Origin of the sequence: Methylobacterium haplocladii, from assembly GCF_007992175.1 — a bacterium.
Classification (GTDB): domain Bacteria; phylum Pseudomonadota; class Alphaproteobacteria; order Rhizobiales; family Beijerinckiaceae; genus Methylobacterium; species Methylobacterium haplocladii.
On record NZ_BJZT01000036.1, the window covers coordinates 75,078 to 98,898 of the forward strand.

Consider the following 23,821-nt stretch of genomic DNA (forward strand, 5'->3'; position numbering starts at 1 on the left):
TCACGGCGTCGGCGCGAGCCCCTAGCACGCCTCACGATCCCCGCAAACGCGGCCTGCCACTTCGGCTTGCGCGACCTGGGCTTGGGCGACCTGCCAGGACGAGGCGAGACCGGGATCCTAGAGATCAGGGCCGGGCGCCCTGCGGGGGCGTCACGCTCGGGGCGGCTTTGGTGGCGGGGGCGGCCGATGGCGAACCGGCCGGCGCCGGATTGGTCTGGGGCGTGCAGACGACGAGCTCCTCGCGGACCTGTACGTAGCAGATGCTCATCTCGCCGGTGCGGTAGTTGACGCGAAACACGCCGGCCTCGCGGGTGTGGCGCGAGGCGACGAGGCCGTACTCGGCCGGCGCCTGCGCCGCTGCGCCCTCGCCGGCGGCGAAGCACAGGGTCACGCCGACATTGTCGTCGCGCAGACCGTACTGGCAGGAGGTCACCTCGCCGGTGGAACGGTCGACCCGGTAGACCCGGTTGAGATCGATCTGCGGCGCCGGCACGAATTCGTAGGGTCCGGCCGCGAGCGCGGGCAGGCTCGCAGCGGAGAGGACGAGTCCGGCGAACACCGTCCGGACGGCTTTGGGCGAGAGGCAGGCGCGCATGGTCGATGACCCTGTCACGGAGGAAAACACCCGGGGACAGGACGCGATTATGGTTAACGAAATCCTGCGCGGTATCAGGGCGGGCGGAACGACGATCACGAACGGCCTCGTCGCTCCATCCTCCCGCGGCTTGGAGCCCTCGGAAAACCCGGAGCGGCTCACGCCGCAAGCCTGGTCGGCATCTCTGGTCGGCATCGAACGCGACGATACGTTGCTATACGACCAAGGCGATGCCGCGCCGACGACATGGCATCTCGGGCTCATGGTGGCATGATGGACGCCCCGCGAAACGACCTCGATGCGTGGTGGATGCCTTTCACCGCCAACCGCGCCGCCAAGCGCGACCCGCGCCTGATCGCGAGCGCGCAGGGGATGCACTACCGCACGCCGGACGGGCGAACGCTGCTCGATGGCATCTCGGGGCTCTGGTGCTGCAATGCCGGTCATGGACACGAAAGGATCGTCTCCGCGATCCAGGCTCAGGCGGGACGGCTGGACTACGCGCCGCCGTTCCAGTTCGGCCACGAGGGCGCCTTCGCACTCGCCGCGCGGATCGAGGCGCTGGCGCCGGGCGATCTCGACCACGTCTTCTTCTGCAACTCGGGCTCCGAGGCCGTCGACACCGCGCTCAAGATCGCGCTGGCCTACCGGCACGCCACGGGGGAGGGCGGGCGCACGCGGTTCGTCGGGCGGGAGCGCGGCTATCATGGAACCGGCTTCGGCGGGATCTCGGTCGGCGGCCTCCCCGCCAACCGCAAGGCCTTCGGCCACGGCCTCTCGGGCACCGACCATCTGCCGCATACCTACGACCGCGAGCGACAGGCGTTCTCCAAGGGTGAGCCCGAATGGGGCGCTCACTTAGCCGACGAACTGGAGCGCATCGTCGCTCTGCACGATGCCGCGACGATCTGCGCCGTCATCGTCGAGCCGATGGCCGGCTCCACCGGCGTGCTGCCGCCGCCGAAGGGCTACCTGCAGAAGCTGCGAAGCATCTGCGACCGGCACGGCATCCTGCTGATCTTCGACGAGGTCATCACGGGGTTCGGGCGCCTCGGCTTCGCTTTCGCGGCCGAGCGCTACGGCGTGACGCCGGACATGATCTGCTTTGCCAAGGGCGTGACCTCGGGCGCCGTCCCGCTCGGCGGGGTGATCGTGCGCGAGGGCCTCCACGCGGCGCTGATGACCGGGCCGGAGCGGGCGATCGAGCTGTTTCACGGCTACACGTATTCCGGCCACCCGCTCGCCTGCGCCGCCGGCCTCGCGGCCCTCGACCTCTACCGCGACGAGGGTTTGTTCGAACGAAGCCGCGTGCTGGAGCCGGTCTTCGCCGACGCGGTGATGAGCCTGCGCGACGAGCCGAACGTGCTCGACATCCGGACCCTCGGCCTCGCCGCCGGCATCGACCTCGCGCCGCGACCGGATGCGTCCGGCGGGCGCGGCTACGACGCCATGGTCCACGCCTTCAACGTGAGCGACCTCGTCATCCGGGTCTCCGGCGACACGCTGGCCCTGTGCCCGGCGCTGATCGTGAGCGAGGATCAGATCGGGGAACTGGTGGAGAAGACGCGGGTGGTGATCCGGGCGGTGGCGTGAGCCGCGCGTCTCGGTCCTTCAGCCAACGTCATGTGGCGACGTCCTCGTCCGTCAGGTCGGCCTTCTTCCTGCCGAGCATGTCGACGATGCGGCAGCCCTCCTTGTGGCCTGTCGCCTCGCCACCGTACGTCTTCTGGCCGATGCAGCGACTGCCTTCGTGGCGAGGCGTTGATCCAACGCCGAGGGCCGTCATGTCCACGACCTGCTTGGAGTCCTTGTAGGTCGCGGCCGGTTCGTCTTCGGTTTTGGCTGTTGCGGGCTCCGGCCCTGTCGTTCGGGTCGCCCGACAATCTGCTTGCCAGGGGCCGGTTCCTGAGACGTAGCGTTGCGCCGTGACGTCGCCCCGAGGAATCAAATTTAATTTCGGAAAAACCTCCAAAAAATCCGAGACGCTTTTCTCTGCGCACTCGACCAGAACGCGCGGAACGCCTTATCTCGGCAGTCGAGGATTTCGACAGATCGGCCGCGTACGCCAGCGCGGCTTCCGAAGAAATCGCCGCGACGCCCCGAACCAAAAAGAACGAGGAGAGGATATGCCGTCTGACATCGAGATCGCCCGCGCGGCGACGCTGAAGCCCATCGCGGAGGTCGCGGCCAAGGTCGGCATTCCGGAGGACGCGCTCCAGAACTACGGCAAGCACATCGCCAAGATCGACCACGGCTTCATCAAGTCGCTCGGCGACAAGCCGAACGGCAAGCTCGTGCTCGTCACCGCGATCTCGCCGACCCCGGCGGGCGAGGGCAAGACCACGACGACGGTGGGGCTCGGCGACGCGCTCAACCGCATCGGCAAGAAGGCCGTCATCTGTATCCGCGAGCCCTCGCTCGGCCCCTGCTTCGGCATGAAGGGCGGGGCGGCCGGCGGCGGCAAGGCGCAGGTCGTGCCGATGGAGCAGATCAACCTGCACTTCACCGGCGACTTCCACGCCATCACCTCGGCGCACTCCCTCGCCGCGGCGCTGATCGACAACCACGTCTACTGGGCGAACGAGCTCAACATCGACGTGCGCCGCATCCACTGGCGCCGCGTGGTCGACATGAACGACCGGGCCTTGCGCGCCATCAACCAGTCGCTCGGCGGCGTCGCCAACGGCTTTCCGCGTGAGGACGGCTTCGACATCACGGTGGCCTCCGAGGTCATGGCGGTGTTCTGCCTCGCCAAGGACCTCGCCGACCTCGAGGAGCGTCTCGGCAAGATCGTCATCGCCGACACCCGCGACCGCAAGCCCGTCACGCTCAAGGACGTGAAGGCGACCGGCGCGATGACCGTGCTGCTCAAGGACGCGCTTCAGCCGAACATCGTGCAGACGCTCGAGGGCAACCCGGCGCTGATCCATGGCGGCCCCTTCGCCAACATCGCCCATGGCTGCAACTCGGTGATCGCGACGCAGACCGGCCTGAAGCTCGGCGACTACGTCGTCACCGAAGCGGGCTTCGGCGCCGATCTCGGCGCGGAAAAGTTCATCGACATCAAGTGCCGCCAGACTGGCTTGATCCCCTCGGCCGTGGTGATCGTCGCAACGATCCGCGCCCTCAAGATGCATGGCGGCGTCAATAAGAAGGAGCTCGCCGGCGAGAACATCGAAGCCCTCGAAAAGGGCTTCGCCAACCTTGCCCGGCACGTAACCAACATGCGCAGCTTCGGCCTGCCGGTGGTGGTGGGGGTGAACCACTTCTTCCAGGATACCGATGCCGAGCATGCGAAGCTGAAAGAGCTTTGCCGGGAGAAGCTCGACGTCGAGGCGATCACCTGCAAGCATTGGGCTGACGGCGGCGCGGGCGCGGAAGAACTCGCCAACGCTGTGGTGAAGCTTGCCGAGGGCGAGCAGAAGCCGCTGAACTTCGTCTATGAACTCGAGGCCAAGCTGTCCGACAAGGTCAAGGCGATCGCGACCAAGCTCTACGGCGCGTCCGGCGTCAACATCGAGTCGAAGGCCGCCACCAAGCTCGCCGGCTTCGAGAAGGACGGCTACGGCAACCTGCCGGTCTGCATGGCCAAGACGCAGTACTCGTTCTCCACCGACCCGGCCCTGATCGGCGCGCCCTCCGACCACGTCATCGCGGTGCGCGACGTCCGCCTCTCGGCCGGGGCCGGGTTCGTGGTGGTGATCTGCGGGGAGATCATGACCATGCCGGGCCTGCCGAAGGTCCCGGCCGCGGACACGATCCGGCTCGACGAGAAGGGCCAGATCGACGGGTTGTTTTAGCCTCTCATCGCGGGGAGGAGCGTTCGCTCCTCTCCGTCATTCCGGGGCCGCGCAGCGGAACCCGGACCCGAAGGGGCGCGCGAAGCGTGCAATCGACCCGATACGCTGCGCTCGATCGTGGGTTCCGGGTTCTCGCCTTCGGCGAGCCCCGGAATGACGGTGGGCTGCCTATTTCTCCCCGAGGAGCGCCCTGATCTCCGCCGTCAGCGCCTCCTTGAGATCCGGCCGCTGCAGCCCGTAGGCGATGTTCGCGGTGAGGAATCCGAGCTTCGAGCCGGTGTCGTAGGTCTTGCCGTCGTAGCGCATGCCGAAGAACTTCTGCTCGCCCATCAGCTCGAGCATCGCGTCGGTGAGCTGGATCTCGCCGCCAGCGCCCTTCTTGCCGTGCTCCAGGATCGAGAATACCTCGGGCTGCAGGATGTAGCGGCCGGAGATGATGAAGTTCGAGGGCGCGGTGCCCTGCTTCGGCTTCTCGACCATGCCGGTAATTTCGAAAGTCTGGCCGAAGGTCTCGCCGACGGAGACGATGCCGTACTGGTGCGTCTCCTCCGGCTTGACCTCCTCCACCGCGATGACGTTGCCGCCGTGCTGCTCGTAGGCCGCCAGCATCTGGCCCATGCAGCCGGGGCTGAGCATGTCCGGCAGGAGCACCGCGAAGGGCTCGTCGCCGACGATCTCGCGGGCGCACCAGACCGCGTGGCCGAGGCCGAGCGGCGCCTGCTGGCGGGTGAAGCTGGTCTGGCCGGCCTTGGGCAGATCCTTCTTCAGCTCCTCGTAGGCCGCCGTCTTGCCGCGCTCCTGCAGGGTGGCGTCGAGCTCGTAGGCGATGTCGAAATGGTCTTCGATCACCGCCTTGCCGCGGCCGGTGACGAAGATGAAATGCTCGATGCCGGCGGCCCGCGCCTCGTCGACGACATGCTGGACAACCGGCCGGTCGACGACGGTGAGCATCTCCTTCGGCACGGCCTTGGTCGCCGGCAGGAAACGCGTGCCGAGACCGGCGACGGGAAGAACGGCTTTTCGGATTTTCTTCATGGACCGGGACCCGTTTGTGGCGTGCGTCGGGACGCGTTGTGGCTGAGGTTACATAGCACGGCGCGTGCAGGGTTCACCGGGGCACAGTTGTGTCGGAGATCGAAATCGCACCACGGGGCGAACAGACCGCAATGATCCGCAGGCCGATCCCTCGGGCGGATCCGGATACCCGCCGCCTACGAAGGTCGCGCCGCGCCGGACCGTATTCCCCATGCCGGCGAACGCCGGCTCGACCGTCCATCCGGAGTCGAAACGCGCTTCATCCCGACCTCACCATTGTGTAGCCTCCTCCGACACCACGGGGAACTGACGGACGATGGCAGTACTGGTCACGGGCGGCGCCGGCTATATCGGCAGTCACATGGTGCTCGCGCTGATCGATGCGGGGCATGATGAGGTCGTGGTGATCGACGATCTGTCGACCGGCTTCGACTGGGCGCTGCCGCCCGAGGTAACGCTGGTGCTCGGCGACGTGGCCGACCAGGACCTCGTCGCCAGGACGATACGGGAGCACCAGGTCGAGGCGCTGGCGCATTTCGCGGCGCGGATCGTGGTGCCGGACTCGGTCGCCGACCCGCTGCACTACTACCTCGCCAACACCGTGAAGACGCGGGCGCTGATCGAGACGGCGGTGAAGGAGGGCGTGAAGCACGTCATCTTCTCCTCGACAGCGGCCGTCTACGGCGAGCCGGAGACCGTGCCGGTGCCGGAGAGTCTCGTCACCAACCCGATCAACCCCTACGGCCGCTCGAAGCTGATGAGCGAGTGGATGATCGCCGACGCGGCCAAGGCCCACGGCTTCAGCTACGTCATCCTGCGCTACTTCAACGTCGCCGGCGCGGATCCGCGCGGGCGCTCCGGCCAGTCGACGCCGAACGCGACGCACCTGATCAAGGTCGCGACGCAGTCCGCACTCGGCCAGCGCACGCATCTCGAAGTCTACGGCACCGACTACCCGACGCCGGACGGCTCGTGCCTGCGCGACTACATCCAGGTCAGCGATCTCGCCGAGGCGCATCTCGTAGCGCTGAACCACCTGCGCGGCGGCGGCGACAGCCTGACGCTGAATTGCGGTTACGGGCGCGGCTACTCGGTGCTGGAGGTGATCGAGGTGGTCAAGCGCGTCTCGGGCAAGGATTTCGAGGTGCGGCTCTCGCCCCGCCGCGCCGGCGACCCGGCGCAGATCATCGCGGGGGCCGATCGGATCCGGAGCGAACTCGGCTGGGTGCCCAAGCACGACGACCTCGACGGCATCGTGCGGCAGGCGCTGGATTGGGAAGATTCTTTGAGCAAGCGGAATCGACGTTGATGGGCGCCGACGCTGCATTCCCTCTCCCCTCTGCGGAAGAGGGTGGCCCGCGAAGCGGGTCGGGAGAGGGGAGCGACGTCTTCGGAGAGGGCGCTCCCCCCTCCCGACCCTCGCTGACGCGAGGGCCACCCTCCCCCGCAGAGGGGGGAGGGGAAGCGCGCTGGCACCGCCGTGCGATTCTCGTGTCGGTCGTTGGGCTTGCCGCCTCCGTCAGAACCCGCCGTGCCCTGGCAGCCCCGGACCCCGACTTCCGCGCCTTCCTCGACTCCCTCCGCGCCGAAGCCCAGGCCCGCGGCATCTCGCAAGCCACCTTCGAGACCGCGTTCCGGGACGTCACGGCCCCCGACCCCGACGTCATCGGGCGCACCAGGAAACAAAGCGAGTTCAGCCGGCCGGTCTGGGAGTATCTCGTCGGGGCGATCTCGCCGGGACGGCTCGATCGCGGCCGGGCGCACGCTGCGCGGCTCTCCGCAACGCTGGACCGGATCGAAAAGAGCTACGGCGTTCCGCGCTGGGTCATGCTCGCCTTCTGGGGCGTCGAATCCGATTTCGGCAGCAGCCCGGGCACGCTGCCGGTGGTGCGGGCGCTGGCGAGCCTCGCCTATGCGAAACATCGCGGCGAGATGTTTCGGGGCGAGTTGCTCGCGGCCCTGGAGATCCTGGAGCGCGGCGACATCACGCCGGACAAGATGAAGGGCTCATGGGCCGGGGCCATGGGTCAGGTGCAGTTCCTGCCCTCGGTCTTCCTGAAATACGCGGTCGATTTCGACGGCGACGGGCACCGCGACATCTGGGGCTCTCAGGTCGATTCGCTCGCCTCGATCGGGCATTATCTGAAGGAGATCGGCTGGAATCCGGCTTATTCCTGGGGCTACGAGGTGCGGCTGCCGCCGGATTTCGACCTGAGCCGCTACCGGGGCGACCTTTCGGATTTTGGCCGGCGCGGGGTCAAGCGCACGGATGGCAAGGCCTTGCCGGGTGTCGGCATCGGGTCGCTGTTCTTGCCCGGCGGGCTCGGCGGCCCGGTGTTTCTGATCACCGACAATTTCGAGGTGATCCGGGTCTATAACACCAGCGATTCCTACGCGCTGGCCGTCGGGCACCTCGCCGACCGGCTCTCCGGCGCGCCTGCGCTTGCAGCACCCTGGCCGAGCGGCGCGGCGCGCCTCGACAATGCCGGCCTCAAGACGCTGCAGGAGGGACTGGCGACCGGCGGATTCTACCGAGGGGATTTCGACGGGCGGGCCGGCCCGAAGCTGCGCGAGGCGGTGCGGCAATATCAGATCCGAGCCGCGCTGCCGGCGGACGGCTATGCGAGTCCGGCGCTGCTGGAGCATGTCACGGGTCAGCGCTGAAAAAGTCCGCGTTGGCAGGCGGACGCGTCGCTCGCAGAGGCCTTTGCTGGATCGCAGGTTCCTCGCGCAAAGCCGCGTGGCACGTTTGCGCAACCTGCTGAGCACCGCGTACCGGCTGCAGAATTCGACTCGGTGCGCATCTGGGTTATCATCCCGATGAACGCCGGGGCGATCCAGGGCAGTAAGCGCTGGTCACCGTTCGGCGACGCAGACCCGGGCAGCCGCATGGCCTTTGCGCCGAAGCATCTCCTCACCCTCGTACTCCTCGCCGCCGCGGCGTTCCTCTCGCCGGTACAGGAGGTGAGGGCCCAGTGGGGCGACAGCTACGACGCCCCGCGCGACCCCTATTATGCGCCCCGGCGTCGTGCCTCCCGCGAGGATCGGCGCTACGCCCCCCCGCAGCAGGAGGCCCCGCGCCAGTTCTACTGGCCCTGGGAAGACCGCCCGCAGCCGCAGGTTCAACCCAATCGCGAAGTCCAGCCGAGGACGTCGAGCCGCCCTGCGCGGCCGCGGCCGCCGTCCGTCGGGTCGAGCGGCCACGAGACTCCGGCGGCCCGCAAGCGCACGCCGAGCGCCGCGCCGAGCATCGCCAAACCCCTCGCGCCGGCCCCCGCGAAGACCGCCCCCACGGTGCAGGTCGCGGTCTTCGGCGATTCCCTCGCATCCTATCTCGCCAAGGGATTGGACGATGCGTTTCGCGACAAGCCCGACGTCGCGGTGGTCGACCGGTCGCGCGGCGATAGCGGCATCGTCCGCAAGGACGTGGTCGACTGGGCGAAAGCGGCGGAGGACTATCTCAACGCCAACCCGAAGGTCGCCTACGGGCTATTCATGGTCGGCGTGAACGACCGGCAGGCCATACGCGAGGGCAGCGAGAGCTTCGAGCCCCTGACCGACAAGTGGCGCGAGATCTATGCCGCCCGCATCGACGCCGTCGCGAAGGTGTTCACCGACCACAAGATCCCGCTGATCTGGGTCAACGTGCCGCCGGTCCGGCTCGAGCTTCTGACCAAGGATCTGGCGACGATCAACGACATCGCCCGCGAGCGCATCCAGAAGGCCGGTCAGACCTATGTCGACATCTGGCCGGGCTTCGTCGACGATCGCAACCGCTACACGGCGACCGGCCCCGATCTCGACGGTCAGCGGGCCACGCTGCGCACCGCGGATGGCATCCACTTCACCAATCCCGGCGCCCGCAAGGTCGCGCACTTCGCCGATATCGAACTGAAGCGGATGATAGGCGCCAACGGCACGCTGCCGGCGGAGCAGCCCGCCGTCGCGACGATTCCTTCGGGGACGCCCGCCGAGACCGGACCGAGCCTCGACGACAGTTCGGCGATCGATCGCAAGATCACGGCGATGCTGCCGAGCCTGCCCGAACCGCCCGGCATCCCGAGCCTGCCGGTCAAGCCCGCCTCGGGTCCGGTCGTGCCCCTCGGCCGCGCCGAGGTCTCACCGGGCGGGACGCTGATCAGCGGACGCCCACGCGAAGGCGACGCCTACGGCACGGTCGAGCGGACCATGCAGCGCGGCGCCGCCCCGATGCCGCAGCCGGGCCGGGCCGACGACTTCAAATGGCCACCCGGCTGATTTCTTGGAGTTTTTGTCGAGAGATCGCAGGCCCCGCTCGGCGCGGGGCCGGCTGAAACATCACCGAGGCAACACGCTCTCGCCCATCAGCGCCTCGTCGATCGAACGCGCCGCCTGACGCCCCTCGCGGATCGCCCAGACGACGAGCGACTGGCCACGGCGCATGTCGCCCGCAGAATAGATCTTCGGGTTCGAGGTCCGGTAATCCTCCTCGTTGGCGAGCACGTTGCCGCGCTTGTCGAGGGTGACGCCGGAATCCGCGACCATGCCCTTGTGCAGCGGGCTCGCGAAGCCGATCGCCATGAAGACGAGGTCGGCCGGCAGCACGAACTCGCTGCCCGCGATCGGCTGGCGCTTGTCGTCGACGCGGGCGCAGACGACGCCGGTGAGGCGGCCCTTGCGGTTGCCTTCGAGCCGCAGCGTGGCCGCCTGGAACTCACGCTCGGCGCCCTCCGCCTGCGAAGACGAGGTGCGCATCTTGGTCGGCCAGTAGGGCCAGACGGTCAGCTTGTCCTCGCGCTCGGGCGGGCGCGGGCGGATGTCGAGCTGCGTGACCGAGAGCGCGCCCTGGCGGAAGGCCGTGCCGACGCAGTCGCTGGCCGTGTCGCCGCCACCGATCACCACGACGTTCTTGCTGGCGGCGAGGATCGGCAATTCGCCGTTGCCGGGCATCGGCTCGGCGCCGACGCGTCGGTTCGACTGGACGAGGTAGGGCATGGCGTAGTGCACGCCCTCGAGCTCCTGGCCGGGAAGCTGCGGGTTGCGCGGCTCCTCGGCCCCGCCGCAGAACAGCACGGCGTCGAATTCGGCCGTCAGCTCCTCGACCGGCTTATCGACGCCGACATTGACCTTGTAGTGGAAGACGACGCCCTCGGCCTCCATCTGCTTCACGCGCCGGTCGATGTGGCGCTTCTCCATCTTGAAGTCGGGGATGCCGTAGCGGAGCAGACCGCCCGCCTTCGGCTCGCGCTCGAACAGATGCGTGTCGTGCCCGACCCGGGCGAGCTGCTGGGCCGCCGCCATGCCGGCGGGGCCGGAGCCGATCACGGCGACGCGCTTGCCGGTGCGGATGGCCGAGGGCTCGGGCTTCACCCAGCCGTTGTTCCAGGCCCGGTCCGCGATCGCCTGCTCGATGGTCTTGATCGCCACCGGCTGGTTCTCGAGGTTCAGCGTACAGGCTTCCTCGCAGGGCGCGGGACAGACGCGGCCGGTGAATTCCGGAAAGTTGTTGGTTGAGTGGAGGTTGCGCGAGGCCTCTTCCCAATCGGACTGGAAGACGAGGTCGTTCCAGTCCGGGATCTGGTTGTGGACCGGGCAGCCGGTCGGCCCATGGCAGAACGGGATGCCGCAATCCATGCAGCGCGCGGCCTGCTTGGCGAGATCGTGCTCGTCGAGCGGCAGCGTGAACTCGCGGAAGTGGCGAACGCGATCGGCGGCGAGCTGATACTTCTGCTCCTGCCGGTCGTATTCGAGAAAGCCCGTGACCTTACCCATCGATCAACCCTTAGCGGTCGGCGGCGGCGCTGCACGCGCGGCCTGACACGTCCGTCTCTTGCTGCAATGACGACCGGCCCTGTCCAGTCGTCGCGGTCACGTCACTCCGCCGCCATGGGCATCCGCGCCGCTTCCATCTCGCGAAGTGCACGACGGTACTCGACCGGCATCACCTTGACGAACTTGGTGCGGTAGGTCGCCCATTCGTCGAGGATCAGCTTCGCCTTGGGCGAGCCGGTGTACTTGAGATGGTTGGTCAGGAGCTGGCTCAGCCGCTCCTCGTCATGGCCCGACATGTCGCCGAGGAGATCGACGCGGCCCTTGGTCTCGAGGTCCCCGTCCTGGTGGTAACGACGCATGACGTCGTCCTCTTCCTCCACCGGTTCGAGGTCGACCATCGAGAGGTTGCAGCGCGCGGTGAACGAGCCGTCCTCGTCGAGCACGTAGGCGATGCCGCCCGACATGCCGGCCGCGAAGTTGCGCCCGGTCTCGCCGATCGAAACGACGACGCCGCCGGTCATGTACTCGCAGCCATGGTCGCCCATGCCCTCGACCACCGTGATCGCACCAGAATTCCGCACGGCGAAGCGCTCGCCCGCCGAGCCGCGGATGTAGCACTCGCCCGCGATGGCGCCGTAGAGCACGGTGTTGCCGGCCATGATCGTGCGGGCGGGGTCGGACTTCAGGGCCTCGCTCGGCCGGATGATCAGCTTGCCGCCCGACAGGCCCTTGCCGACGTAGTCGTTGCCGTGGCCGGTCAGCTCGATGGTGACGCCGGCCGCGACCCAAGCCCCGAAACTCTGGCCGGCGGTGCCGGCGAGCTTCACCGTGATGGTGTCGTCGGGCAGGCCCTCGTGGCCGTGGGCCTTGGCGACCATGCCGGAGAGCATCGCCCCGGCGGCACGGTCCGAGTTCCGGATCACGTCGGTCAGCACCACCGGCTCGCCGGTCTCGATGGCGTTCTTCGCGCCGTCGATCAGGCGACGGTCGAGCACCTTGTCGATCGGGTGGTTCTGCCGGCTGGTCCAGCGGATCGCCACGTCCGGCCCGACATCGGGACGGTGGAACAGCTTCGAGAAGTCGAGGCCGCGCGCCTTCCAGTGCTCGATGGCATCACGCTTGTTGAGGAAATCGGAGCGCCCGATCAGGTCCTCGACCTTCGTGAAGCCCATCGCGGCCATCAGCTCGCGCACCTCTTCGGCGACGAAGAAGAAGTAGTTCACCACGTGCTCGGGCGTGCCCTTGAAGCGCTTGCGCAGCACCGGGTCCTGGGTAGCGACGCCGACGGGGCAGGTGTTGAGGTGGCACTTGCGCATCATGATGCAGCCGGCCGCGATCAGCGGCGCGGTCGAGAAGCCGATCTGGTCGGCACCGAGCAGCACCGCGATCAGCACATCCTTACCGGTGCGGATGCCGCCGTCAGCCTGGAGCGCCACGCGGCCGCGCAGGTTGTTCATGACGAGGGTCTGCTGCGTCTCGGCCAGACCCGTCTCCCAAGGGCCGCCGGCATGCTTGAGCGAGGTCAGCGGCGCCGCGCCGGTGCCGCCGTCGAACCCTGAGATCGTGATGTGGTCGGCGCGCGCCTTGGCGACGCCCGCGGCCACCGTGCCGACGCCAACCTCGGAGACGAGCTTCACGGAGACGTCGGCCTCCGGATTCACGTTCTTCAAGTCGAAGATCAGCTGGGCCAGATCCTCGATCGAGTAGATGTCGTGATGCGGCGGCGGCGAGATCAGGCCGACGCCGGGGGTGGCGTAGCGGACCTTGGCGATCTTGGCATCGACCTTGTGGCCGGGCAGCTGGCCGCCTTCCCCGGGCTTGGCGCCCTGCGCGACCTTGATCTGCATCATGTCGGCGTTGACGAGATACTCGGTGGTGACGCCGAAGCGGCCGGAGGCGACCTGCTTGATCGCCGAGCGGCGCGAGCGCCCGTCCGGACCGGTGATGAAGCGGCGCGGCTCCTCGCCGCCCTCGCCCGAGTTCGAGCGGCCGCCGAACGAGTTCATTGCGATGGCGAGCGTCTCGTGCGCCTCCTTCGAGATCGAGCCGTAGGACATCGCGCCCGTGGCGAAGCGCTTGACGATCTCGGAGGCCGGCTCGACCTCGTCGAGGGCGACCGGCGCGCGGCCGATCTCCTCGGCGGTGCTGATCCGGAACAGCCCGCGCAGGGTCTTGAGGTGGTTCTCCTGCTCGTTCACCAGACGAGCGTATTCGCGATAGCGGTCATCCGCCCCCATGCGCACGGCGTGCTGGAGAGTGGCGACGGTGTCGGGCGTCCAGGTGTGGGTCTCGCCGCGCAGGCGATAGGCGTACTCGCCGCCGACATCGAGGGCGTGGCGGTAGATCGGCGCATCGCCGAAGGCGTCGCGGTGTCGGATCGCCGTCTCCTGCGCGACCTCGGCCATGCCGATGCCCTCGACCGTCGTCGCGGTTCCGAAGAAGTCGCGGGCGACGAAGTTCGAGTTCAGGCCGATGGCGTCGAAGATCTGCGCGCCGCAATAGGATTGGTAGGTCGAGATGCCCATCTTGGACATGACCTTGAGCAGGCCCTTATCGATCGACTTGATGTAGCGGTAGACGATCTCGTCGTTGGTGAGATCCGGCGGGAACTCGTCCTTCATCGCGATCAGCGTCTCGAAGGCGAGATACGGGTTGATCGCCTCGGCGCCGTAGCCGGCGAGACACGCGAAGTGATGGATCTCGCGCGGCTCACCCGACTCGATCACGAGCCCGACCGAGGTGCGAAGCCCCTTGCGGATCAGGTAGTTGTGCACCGCTGCGGTGGCGAGCAACGCCGGAATCGGGATCCGGTCCGGCCCGACCGCGCGGTCGGACAGGATGATGATGTTGTAGCCGCCGCGCACCGCGACCTCGGCCCGGTCGCAGAGACGGTCGAGGGCGCCCTCCATCGCCGACGCGCCGGTCTCGGCGGGGAAGGTGATGTCGAGGGTCTTGGTGTCGAAGCGGTCCTCGAAATGCGAGATCGAGCGGATCTTCTCGAGGTCGCCGTTCGTCAGGATGGGCTGACGTACCTCCAGGCGCTTGCGCCGGGACGCGCCCTCCATGTCCAGGAGGTTCGGGCGCGGGCCGATGAACGAGACGAGGCTCATCACGGCCTCCTCGCGGATCGGGTCGATCGGCGGGTTCGTGACCTGCGCGAAGTTCTGCTTGAAGTAGCTGAACAGCGGCTTCGGCTTGTCGGAGAGCGGCGCCAGCGGCGTGTCCGAGCCCATCGAGCCGACGGCTTCCTGGCCGGTCACCGCCATGGGCGCCATCAGGAGCTTGAGGTCTTCCTGGGTATAGCCGAAGGCCTGCTGGCGATCGAGCAGGGTCACGTCCGAGCGCGAGGCGCGCGGCTGGATCGGGTGCAGGTCTTCCAGCACGATCTGAGTGTTCTTGACCCACTCGGCATAGGGGTGCGCGGCGGCGAGCTCTTCCTTCAGCTCCTCGTCCGAGACGATGCGGCCCTTGTCCAGGTCGATCAGCAGCATCCGGCCCGGCTGCAGGCGCCAGGACTGGACGATCTTTTCGTCGGGGATCGGCAGCACGCCCATCTCGGAGGCGAGCACGACGAGGCCGTCGTCGGTGACGATGTAGCGGGCGGGCCGCAGGCCGTTGCGGTCGAGCGTCGCGCCGATCTGGCGGCCGTCGGTGAAGGCGACGGCGGCCGGGCCGTCCCACGGCTCCATCAGGGCGGCGTGATACTCGTAGAAGGCGCGCCGCTCCTCGGTCATGAGCGGGTTGCCCGCCCAGGCCTCGGGGATCAGCATCATCATGGCGTGCGACAGCGAGTAGCCGCCCATCACCAGGAATTCGAGGGCGTTGTCGAAGCAGGCGGTGTCGGACTGGCCCTCGTACGAGATCGGCCAGATCTTCGAGATGTCATTGCCGAACAGGTCCGAATCGACGCTGGCCTGCCGCGCCTTCATCCAGTTCACGTTGCCGCGCAGCGTGTTGATCTCGCCGTTATGCGCGACCAGCCGGTAGGGGTGCGACAGACGCCAGGTCGGGAAGGTGTTGGTGGCGAAGCGCTGGTGCACGAGCGCCAGCGCCGAGACGAAGCGCTCGTCCTTGAGGTCGAGGAAGTACTCGCCGAGCTGATGCACCAGCACCATGCCCTTGTAGACGATGGTCCGGGTCGAGACCGAGACCGGATAGAACTCGTGCACGCGGGCGTCGTCGAGGCCGTAGACGCGGCCGGAGATCGCCTTGCGGGCGATGTAGACGCGGCGCTCGAAGGCGTCCTGGTCGGTGATCGCCGCCGGGCAGCCGATGAAGAGCTGGCGGTGATGCGGCTCGGTCTCCTTCACCGCCTGGCCGAGATCCTCCGGCTCCACCGGCACGTCGCGCCAGCCGACCAGCGGCAGGCCTTCCTCGGCGAGGACCTTCTGGACGATGTCCTCGATGACGGAACGGGCCTGCTCGTTCTTCGGCATGAAGAACTGGCCGATGGCGTATCGGCCGGCCTCCGGCAGCTCGAAGCCGAGGCGCGAGCACTCGTCCGCGAAGAAGGCGTGCGGGATCTGGGTGAGGATGCCGCAGCCGTCGCCCATCTTCGGATCGGCGCCGACGGCGCCGCGATGGTCCAGGTTCTCCAGGATCTTGAGACCCTGCTGCACGATGGCGTGCGTGCGTCGGTCGTGCATGTCCGCGACGAAGCCGACGCCGCAGGCATCGTGCTCCCGGGACGGATCGTACATCCCCTGCGACTTCGGCATGGCGGGATCGCGCACGACGAGCGGCGCGGGGCCGGCGTGGCGCGACGGCACGACATGCTCGCCCTGGTCAGCGGTGTGGGACAACGACCCTCCGGATGCGGTTCCGCTCATGTCCAACCCCGTTCTCCGATCGTCCCGCCGGATCCGGCTGGGGATGCGAGCATGTTTCGTGCCCGAACGCCATACGGCGGCCGGGAATCGTGCAGTCGTCGCGGATCGGGTCGGCTCGGCACCTTCTCGAAGGGAAGCGCCCGCAACCCGCGGGCGTCGCGTCGGCTTCGTCAGCCGGCGTTCGCCCTGATCGCCTCGCCGGCAATCGGCATCTCGGTTCGTTTCGACGTCGTGTCGGTCACGCCAACCGCTCCTGCCCGCCTTCGGCATTCCGAGAAAAGGACAGTGTCCCTGTCCTAAAAACTGACGTTGACAGATTTTATCGGGTCCAGCAAGAGCCCTGCCGCGACGGCGATCATCCATTAGCACAAGGGTGAATTGCGCTCTCGGTGCCGCCCCGCGGCCGCATGACGCGACCGTCCCGCGACCTTGCCCGATGCCGCCGCAATCGTCCCGCATTTCCGCCCCGATCGGCTGGTCAAAGCGAGGCTGCCGTTCACAGGGGCAATGCGGGGCAACGACTCCGCCGATCGGACCGGAGGCGCACGCGGCCGCAAGGCCCACCTCCGGTCGAAACCGGACGCGCTCGCGCCGAGGGGCCCAGGACCTGAGAGGCCGGAGAGAAGCCACATGGCATCCATGCGCCGAACACCGCCGAACAGTTCCAGCATGCATCGCAGCCTGAGCATTCGCCGCGCGTTGATCGGAGCGGCGGTCCTATCGCTCTTCGCCGCGGGCGATGCGTCCGCGCAGTTCGCCTACGGCTATATGCGGACCTATCCGGGGCCGGCCTACGAGGACGAGCTTCCGCCGATCCCGCCGCGCGCCGTCGTCTACCGGCTTCAGGATCGCGGCTTCACCGAGATCGCACGGCCCCGCTTCGACGGCCGCGCCTACGTCGTCGAGGCCACCAACCCGGCGGGCAGTCGCGTCCGGCTGTTCGTCGACGTCCGCGAAGGTGGCGTCATCGGGCGCGAGCGCCTCGATACGCCGTACTACCCCTCCGGCCGCGTCGCCCGGTCGGCCCCCGGCTATGGCTGGACCGAAGAGGACGTCGTTCCGCGCCGTGCCGCCCGCACGCCGGAAGGCCTGCTGCCGCCGGCCGACATCCCGCTTCCACGCCCGTCGCTGCATGCCGAGATCGATCGCGCTCCCGGCGTGTCGCCGCGACCGGGTGCCCCGGATGCCAATACGTTCGGGGTCAATCCTGAAGCGAGAGGCGGTACGCGAGGCGATGCCGGCAAGGGGGACAAGGCCCGCGCTGCGGCTGCCCAACGCAGGACCGCCAAGCTGACTCAGCCGGTCAAGCCAGCCGCGCCGAGCGGGTCGCCGGAAGCGCCGATTCCGCAGACGACAACGTCCTCCGAGCCGACAAAGCCGGATGCCGCCAAGCCTCTGGAGGCAGCGAAGCCTCCCGAGGCGGCGAAGGCGGTCGTGGAACCACCGAAGACCGAGCCCGCACCGCTGACGCCGGCCGCGAACCAACCTGTCGCGGCCGAGAAGCCGTCCGCTCCCCAAGCCACCGAAGCGCCGGTCGCCGAGAAGCCCGCGGTGGAGAAACCGGCCGAGGACAGGCGCGCCGACAAAGCGATCGCCGACAAAGGCGGCGCGAATCAGGGCTGGCAGGACCCGCCGGCCGGTGATCCGAAGCGCAACGTCCGGGTGATCGGCGGCGCGATCGTCGTGCCGGGTGGCGGCGAGGCCGCACCGGCCACTGCCAACTGAGCCTGACCTCTACGTCTGAATCACCCGGATCCGCTTTCGTCGTCGCTTCGCTGCGCTCGCGATGACGAATGTCGGCGACCGTCCTCCCGAAGGATCAAGTCCCGAGGATCAGCCGCTCGCGTCCCGCAAACACCGTGAGGGTGTCCGAGCGGGCGATGGCGCAGAGCGTCATGTCGTGGCGCCGTGCGCGCTCGATCGCCAGCGAGGTCGGCGCGGAGATCGCCACGATCACCGAGGCGCCGAAGCTCGCGGCCTTCTCGGCCATCTCGAACGAGCAGCGGCTGGTAATGACGAGGAAGCCCCCGTCCGGGTCCTCGCCCGCCCGCATCAGGGCGCCGATCAGCTTGTCCAGAGCATTGTGGCGACCGACATCCTCGCGGACCGCGACGAGGGAGCCGTCGAGGCGCGCCCAGGCGGCCGCATGCACCGCCCGCGTCTCCCGGTTGAGATGCTGTTCGGCGTGGAGGCCGTCGAGCGCCGTTCGGATCGCGGCCACCGCGACATCCGGCCCCTTGCCGCTGCGGGGTGCCGCCAGCGGAAGAGAGGCGAGGTCTTCGATTCCACAGACGCCGCAGCCGGTCCGGCCGCTGATCGCGCGCTTGCGGGCGAGATGCTCGCGCAGCCGACCCGGCGCGAGATCGACCAGCAGGCGCAGGCCGTCTTCGCCGGATTCGACCGTCGTCGAACGGATTTCGCCGGCACCCTCGACGATTCCCTCCGTCAAGCTGAAACCGTAGGCGAAATCCTCGAGGTCGGCCGGCGTCGTCATCATCACGGCGTAGGGCACGCTGCCGTAGACCACGTTCACCGGCATCTCGACCGCCAGGGATCGGCTGTCGGCGCGCGGGTCGGGGTCGTCGTAGGCGACGACGAGTGTCGGCACGCGTACGCTCGTCGCCGATGCGGCAGGCTCGCGGCGCTCGAAACCAGGGTGGGACGTCTCGCTCGATTGCATCGCGAAAACTCCGCACTCTCAGATGGCTAAGCCGCCAACGATCGGCTGCCGACGTCGGAAGAGACCTGCTTCATCCACCACGAGACATGCGTTGGACGGGACCGTGCGACGCTCTTGGCGGTTGCGTGATTGTGATCAGTATGGTTCTACGTCGCCGTCCATCAGTCTCGCGGTGAGAGCCAAACATGGCTGTCCCGGCTCGACCGGACCTCGGCACCGCACGAACGCTATCTGCGAACGAGCGGTAACGAAATCAAGATAATAACGGGGAGCCACGAGAGGGCACATGCGGACGGTGCAGGCGAAACATCGGTCTCAATGGGGGCTTGCCGCGATCGGCGCCCTTCTCGTCACGTCCACCGCCGCCTTCGCGGCGGAGCCCGGCGTTCCCGTGCCGTGGCAGATGGGCCGGCAGACGCCGGTGACGGCCGAAGCCCTCGATCTCATGAACTTCGAGCACGTGCTGCACTGGCTCGCCTTCGCCATATCGCTCTTCGTGCTCGGGCTGCTGCTGTACTGCGTCTTTCGCTTCAATGAGAAGGCGAACCCAGTAGCCTCGCGCACCACGCACAACACTGCGATCGAGATCGCCTGGACCATCATCCCGGTCCTGATCCTCGTCGGCGTGGCGATCCCGTCCTTCCGCACCCTGCGTACGCAGCTCATCATCCCGACGGCCGACGTGACCGTGAAGGCCACGGGCCACGCCTGGTACTGGTCCTACGACTATCCGAAGGCCGGTGAGGACGGCGGCTTCACCTTCGATGCCAACATCGATGAAGAGAAGGAGCCGAAGCTGCTCCAGACCGACAACGAGATGGTCGTCCCGGTGAACAAGGTCGTGAAGGTCCAAGTCACCTCGACCGACGTGATCCACTCTTGGGCGATGCCGTCCTTCGGCGGCAAGGTCGACGCGATCCCAGGCCGCCTGAACGAGATGTGGTTCAAGGCCGACCGCGAGGGCGTCTATCACGGCCAGTGCTCGGAACTCTGCGGCATGCGCCATGCCTACATGCCGATCGTCGTGAAGGTGGTCAGCGATCAGGCCTATGCCGCGTGGCTGAAGGAGGCCAAGACCAAGTTCGCCGCGATCGACGACGGCTCGAAGCTCGCCGCGGCCAAGTGAGGCCGCTCGCGGGACGGGCCTGGCCCCGTCCTGCTCCTTTCGCCTGATCACACGATACCCGAGTTAAGGTCAGCATCGATGGCAACCGCCGCAGCACATGCCGGGCATGATGCCCACGACGATCACAAGCCGTCCTTCTTCGCCCGTTGGTTCCTGTCGACCAACCACAAGGACATCGGCACCCTCTACCTGCTGTTCGCGTTCTTCGCGGGCTGCGTGGGCGCGTTCCTCTCCTTCGGCATCCGCATGGAGATGGAGGAGCCGGGGCTCCAGTACTTCACCAACCCGCAGACCTATAACGTCTTCGTGACGGGCCACGGCCTCATCATGGTGTTCTTCATGGTGATGCCGGCGCTGATCGGCGGCTTCGGCAACTGGTTCGTGCCCCTGATGATCGGCGCGCCGGACATGGCGTTCCCGCGCATGAACAACATCTCGTTCTGGCTGACGGTCGCCGGCTTCTGCAGCCTCGTCTGCTCGCTCTTCGTCGAGGGTGCGCCGGGTGCCGCGGGCGCAGGTACGGGTTGGACGGTCTATCCGCCGCTGTCGTCGTCCGGCCATCCCGGCCCCGCCGTCGACTTCGCGATCTTCTCGCTGCACCTCGCCGGTGCCGGCTCCATCCTCGGCGCGATCAACTTCATCACGACGATCCTCAACATGCGCGCCCCGGGCATGACGCTGCACAAGATGCCGCTGTTCGCCTGGGCCGAGCTGGTCACCGCCTTCCTGCTGCTGCTCTCGCTTCCGGTTCTCGCCGGTGCGATCACCATGCTGCTCACGGACCGCAACTTCGGCACGACGTTCTTCGCCCCCGAGGGCGGCGGCGACCCGGTGCTCTATCAGCACCTGTTCTGGTTCTTCGGTCACCCCGAGGTGTACGTGATGATCCTGCCGGCCTTCGGCATCGTCTCGCACATCATCGCGACGTTCTCGAAGAAGCCCGTGTTCGGCTACCTCGCCATGGCCTACGCCATGGTCGCCATCGGCGTCGTCGGCTTCGTCGTGTGGGCGCACCACATGTACACCGTCGGTCTGTCGCTCCAGACGCAGTCCTACTTCGTGTTCGCCACCATGGTGATCGCGGTGCCGACCGGCGTGAAGATCTTCTCCTGGATCGCGACGATGTGGGGCGGTTCGATCCGCTTCACCGCGGCGATGCACTGGGCGGTGGGCTTCATCTTCCTGTTCACGGTCGGCGGCGTCACCGGCGTCGTGCTCGCGAATTCGGCGGTCGATAAGTACCTGCACGACACCTACTATGTGGTCGCGCACTTCCACTACGTGCTCTCGCTGGGCGCCGTGTTCATCATCTTCGCCGGTGTCTACTACTGGTTCCCGAAGATGACCGGCCACATCATCCCGGAATGGGCCGGCAAGCTGCACTTCTGGCTAGCCTTCATCGGCGCGAACATCCTGTTCTTCCCGATGCACTTCCTCGGCCTGGCCGGCATGCCGCGCCGCTACGCCGACTACCCGGAGGCCTTCGCCCCCTGGCACAAGGTGGCGACCTGGGGCGGACACATCTTCGCGCTCGGCATGGTGGTGTTCTTCATCGGCGTGATCCTGGCCTTCCGCTCGAGCAAGCGCGCTGCCGCCAATCCGTGGGGTGAGGGTGCGACGACGCTGGAATGGACGCTGTCCTCGCCGCCGCCCTTCCACCAGTACGAGACGCTGCCCCGGATCGTCGACGAGCCGGCCCACTAAGGCCCGCTCCCGACACCGACGACGATCGCGAGGACCGCTGCGGCGGTCCTCGCTCTTTCCCGGAGGCCACGGCGTGCGCGCCTCGGGTCTCCCGGAAAGGGCGAAGTGGCGACAAACCCTGATACCGGCCCGGACGGATCGCGTTCGGCCCATCGAAAAATGCGGTTTTCATGTCGAGTCTGACGAACAGCCTGCCCGCCGATGCTCAGGGCTTCAATCCGACGGCCTCCGCGGCCGGCGGCGAGGTCTCGGACTTCTTCGCGCTGTTGAAGCCCCGCGTGATGGTGCTGGTGATCTTCACCGCGCTCGTCGGCATGGTGGTCTCCCACCCGAACGTGAACCCGATCATCGCCGGCATCTCGCTGCTGATGATCGCCGTCGGCGCCGGCGCCTCGGGCTGCCTCAACATGTGGTGGGACGCCGACGTCGACGCGCTGATGACGCGCACCGCCACGCGCCCGATTCCCGCCGGCCGCATCCTGCCGAACGAGGCGCTGGCCTTCGGCATGGTGCTCTCGGTCGGTTCGGTGCTGATCCTCGGCCTCGCATCGAACTGGCTGGCCGCCGGTCTTCTGGCCTTCACCATCGTGTTCTACGCCGTGGTCTATTCGATGTGGCTGAAGCGGGCGACCGCGCAGAACATCGTCATCGGCGGCGCCGCCGGCGCCTTGCCGCCGATCGTCGGGCAAGCCGCGGTGACGGGCTCCGTCAGTCTCGACTCGGTCATCCTGTTCGCGATCATCTTCATCTGGACGCCGCCCCACTTCTGGGCTCTCGCGCTGGTGAAGAGCGGCGATTACGCCAAGGCCGGCATCCCAATGATGCCGAACGTCGCCGGCCCCGATTCCACCCGTCGCCAGATCGTCTGGTACACGCTGCTGCTGGTACCGCTCGGCATGTCGCCCGTGGCCCTCGGCTTCGGCGGCTGGCTCTACGCGGTGATCTCGGGCCTCGGCGGCCTCGGCATGCTCGCCGGCGCGATCCAGGTGTTCCGTCTGCGCGAGGGCGAGCCGGAGCGCCGGGCCGCGATGGGCCTATTCGGCTTCTCGATCCTCTACCTGCTGCTGCTGTTCGCGGCCCTCCTCGCCGAGCACGGCTTCGGCCTGTTCCGCGCCGTCGGCGTCTGACGCGCCATGGCCGAGCACCCGGAATTCTCCGTTCGACAACTCACCCCAGCCGAGGTGCAGGCGCGCCGCAAGCGATCGATCGCCATAGCGCTGACGCTCGGCGCCCTCGTGATCCTGTTCTTCGTGCTGACGATCGCCAAGCTCGGTCCGCAAATCATGGAACGGCCGCTGTGATCGGGCGCCGGCCATGAGCGATAAGGCGACACGCAACGCGAGGACGGTGCGCTGGACGGCCATCGCCTGCGCCGGCGTGGTCGTCGGCATGACCGGGCTCGCCTTCGCCTCGGTGCCGCTCTACGACCTGTTCTGCAAGGCGACCGGCTATGACGGCACGCCCCGCAAGGGGCTGGCGCTCACGGCCTCCGGCGACACGTCCGCCACCAAGCCCGTGACGGTCCGCTTCGACACCAACGTCGCCCCGAACCTGTCCTGGCGCTTCCAGCCGGAGACGCCGAGCGTCGAGGCCGTGCCGGGCGAGACCAAGACGGTCTTCTTCAAGGTGAAGAACGTCGGCCCGAAGCCGGCGACGGGCATCGCGACCTTCAACGTGCAGCCCGGGCTGATGGGCAGCTACTTCGTGAAGATCCAGTGCTTCTGCTTCGACGAGCACACGCTGCAGCCGGGCGAGACCATGGACTTCCCGCTGGTCTTCTACGTCGACCCGAAGCTGCGCCAGGATGCCGACATCGCCGATCTCGGCGAGATGACGCTGTCGTATACGTACTTCGTGTCGCGCAACGGCTCGCCCCAGGCGGCAATCTCGACGCCCGCCTCCGGCAAGCCGGATGGCGGCTGAGGGACCGACGAAATTTTGAGCGCGCAAGCGTGACAACGGGCGCAGGCCCGAAGTAAGGCTTCGAGTTCGAGGGTCGCGACTAAGTCGATCCTCGACAAGGTGAAACAGGGCCCGCCGGTGGCGGCGAAGGCCGGGGGTGAGGAGAGCTTTTCGATGGCCGAGGCGCACGCCAAGAATCACGACTACCACATCCTCAGTCCGAGTCCGTGGCCGCTGATCGGCGCCTTCTCCGGCTTCGTCACGACGACCGGCGCCGTGTTCTGGATGAAGGGTCTGACGCTGGGCGGCCTCGCGGTCGGCCCGTACATGTTCTCCGCCGGTTTCCTCGGCATCCTCTACACGATGCTGTCGTGGTGGAAGGACGTTACCCGCGAGGCG

The 23,821-nt window shown here is 67.7% G+C and carries 19 protein-coding genes; 13 read left to right on the top strand and 6 right to left on the bottom strand.

The window, feature by feature from the left end; all coding sequences use genetic code 11:
• Positions 1–124: 124 nt before the first annotated feature.
• The gene (locus MHA02_RS16600; RefSeq protein WP_147080645.1) at positions 125–595 is read right to left on the bottom strand and encodes a hypothetical protein; all 471 of its coding nucleotides are present in this window, start codon (positions 593–595) and stop codon (positions 125–127) included.
• On the opposite strand from MHA02_RS16600, the gene MHA02_RS16605 reads away from it, so the two are divergent.
• The gene (locus MHA02_RS16605) at positions 594–869 is read left to right on the top strand and encodes a hypothetical protein (protein WP_147080647.1); all 276 of its coding nucleotides are present in this window, start codon (positions 594–596) and stop codon (positions 867–869) included. The two genes, MHA02_RS16600 and MHA02_RS16605, sit on opposite strands and share 2 nt — an antisense overlap.
• Positions 869–2,188 (top strand): omega-aminotransferase AptA, encoded by a 1,320-nt coding sequence (gene aptA, locus MHA02_RS16610; RefSeq protein WP_244612426.1) that lies wholly within the window; start codon positions 869–871, stop codon positions 2,186–2,188. The genes MHA02_RS16605 and aptA overlap by 1 nt, the downstream gene beginning before the upstream one ends.
• A gap of 28 nt (positions 2,189–2,216) precedes the next feature.
• Here aptA and MHA02_RS16615 read toward each other — a convergent pair whose 3' ends face one another.
• Positions 2,217–2,387: a DUF3140 domain-containing protein gene (locus MHA02_RS16615; RefSeq protein WP_280177999.1), complete on the bottom strand. Its 171-nt coding sequence runs from the start codon at positions 2,385–2,387 to the stop codon at positions 2,217–2,219.
• 334 nt (positions 2,388–2,721) lie between these two features.
• Between MHA02_RS16615 and MHA02_RS16620 the strand changes: the two genes are divergently transcribed.
• Complete coding sequence (locus MHA02_RS16620) at positions 2,722–4,395, top strand: formate--tetrahydrofolate ligase (protein ID WP_147080650.1); 1,674 nt, start codon at positions 2,722–2,724, stop codon at positions 4,393–4,395.
• 168 nt (positions 4,396–4,563) lie between these two features.
• Here MHA02_RS16620 and MHA02_RS16625 read toward each other — a convergent pair whose 3' ends face one another.
• A complete protein-coding gene (locus MHA02_RS16625; RefSeq protein WP_147080652.1) occupies positions 4,564–5,430 on the bottom strand; it encodes a UTP--glucose-1-phosphate uridylyltransferase in 867 nt (288 codons plus the stop codon).
• 316 nt (positions 5,431–5,746) lie between these two features.
• On the opposite strand from MHA02_RS16625, the gene galE reads away from it, so the two are divergent.
• From galE to MHA02_RS16640, 3 genes are all read left to right on the top strand, one after another.
• The gene (galE, locus tag MHA02_RS16630) at positions 5,747–6,739 is read left to right on the top strand and encodes a UDP-glucose 4-epimerase GalE (RefSeq protein WP_147080654.1); all 993 of its coding nucleotides are present in this window, start codon (positions 5,747–5,749) and stop codon (positions 6,737–6,739) included.
• Between the two features lie 182 nt (positions 6,740–6,921).
• Positions 6,922–8,094: a lytic murein transglycosylase gene (locus MHA02_RS16635; protein ID WP_238180074.1), complete on the top strand. Its 1,173-nt coding sequence runs from the start codon at positions 6,922–6,924 to the stop codon at positions 8,092–8,094.
• Between the two features lie 225 nt (positions 8,095–8,319).
• Positions 8,320–9,687, top strand: coding sequence for an SGNH/GDSL hydrolase family protein (locus tag MHA02_RS16640; RefSeq protein ID WP_174804682.1), 1,368 nt, complete (start codon positions 8,320–8,322; stop codon positions 9,685–9,687).
• A 60-nt stretch (positions 9,688–9,747) separates the two neighbouring features.
• Here MHA02_RS16640 and MHA02_RS16645 read toward each other — a convergent pair whose 3' ends face one another.
• Both MHA02_RS16645 and gltB read right to left on the bottom strand, forming a co-directional pair.
• A complete protein-coding gene (locus tag MHA02_RS16645; RefSeq protein ID WP_147080656.1) occupies positions 9,748–11,181 on the bottom strand; it encodes a glutamate synthase subunit beta in 1,434 nt (477 codons plus the stop codon).
• Between the two features lie 101 nt (positions 11,182–11,282).
• The gene (gene gltB / locus MHA02_RS16650) at positions 11,283–16,010 is read right to left on the bottom strand and encodes a glutamate synthase large subunit (RefSeq protein ID WP_373318329.1); all 4,728 of its coding nucleotides are present in this window, start codon (positions 16,008–16,010) and stop codon (positions 11,283–11,285) included.
• Positions 16,011–16,679: 669 nt separating this feature from the next.
• Here gltB and MHA02_RS16655 point away from each other — a divergent pair.
• Positions 16,680–17,735, top strand: coding sequence for a hypothetical protein (locus tag MHA02_RS16655; protein WP_147080658.1), 1,056 nt, complete (start codon positions 16,680–16,682; stop codon positions 17,733–17,735).
• Between the two features lie 94 nt (positions 17,736–17,829).
• Here MHA02_RS16655 and fdhD read toward each other — a convergent pair whose 3' ends face one another.
• Complete coding sequence (gene fdhD, locus MHA02_RS16660; protein WP_147080660.1) at positions 17,830–18,690, bottom strand: formate dehydrogenase accessory sulfurtransferase FdhD; 861 nt, start codon at positions 18,688–18,690, stop codon at positions 17,830–17,832.
• A 286-nt stretch (positions 18,691–18,976) separates the two neighbouring features.
• Between fdhD and coxB the strand changes: the two genes are divergently transcribed.
• The 6 genes from coxB to MHA02_RS16685 all read left to right on the top strand — a co-directional run.
• Positions 18,977–19,816 carry a cytochrome c oxidase subunit II gene (gene coxB / locus MHA02_RS16665; protein ID WP_147080662.1) on the top strand — a complete coding sequence of 280 codons (840 nt, stop codon included), beginning with the start codon at positions 18,977–18,979 and terminating at the stop codon, positions 19,814–19,816.
• 78 nt (positions 19,817–19,894) lie between these two features.
• Positions 19,895–21,520 (top strand): cytochrome c oxidase subunit I, encoded by a 1,626-nt coding sequence (ctaD, locus tag MHA02_RS16670; RefSeq protein ID WP_147080663.1) that lies wholly within the window; start codon positions 19,895–19,897, stop codon positions 21,518–21,520.
• A gap of 170 nt (positions 21,521–21,690) precedes the next feature.
• Positions 21,691–22,647 (top strand): heme o synthase, encoded by a 957-nt coding sequence (locus MHA02_RS16675; protein ID WP_147080665.1) that lies wholly within the window; start codon positions 21,691–21,693, stop codon positions 22,645–22,647.
• A gap of 6 nt (positions 22,648–22,653) precedes the next feature.
• Positions 22,654–22,821, top strand: coding sequence for a cytochrome c oxidase system small membrane protein (locus MHA02_RS22260; protein WP_170249317.1), 168 nt, complete (start codon positions 22,654–22,656; stop codon positions 22,819–22,821).
• A gap of 13 nt (positions 22,822–22,834) precedes the next feature.
• Complete coding sequence (locus tag MHA02_RS16680) at positions 22,835–23,443, top strand: cytochrome c oxidase assembly protein (RefSeq protein WP_147080668.1); 609 nt, start codon at positions 22,835–22,837, stop codon at positions 23,441–23,443.
• A gap of 153 nt (positions 23,444–23,596) precedes the next feature.
• Positions 23,597–23,821, top strand: a 225-nt coding sequence (locus tag MHA02_RS16685) for a cytochrome c oxidase subunit 3 (protein ID WP_174804683.1), incomplete at its 3' end; no start/stop codon positions are given.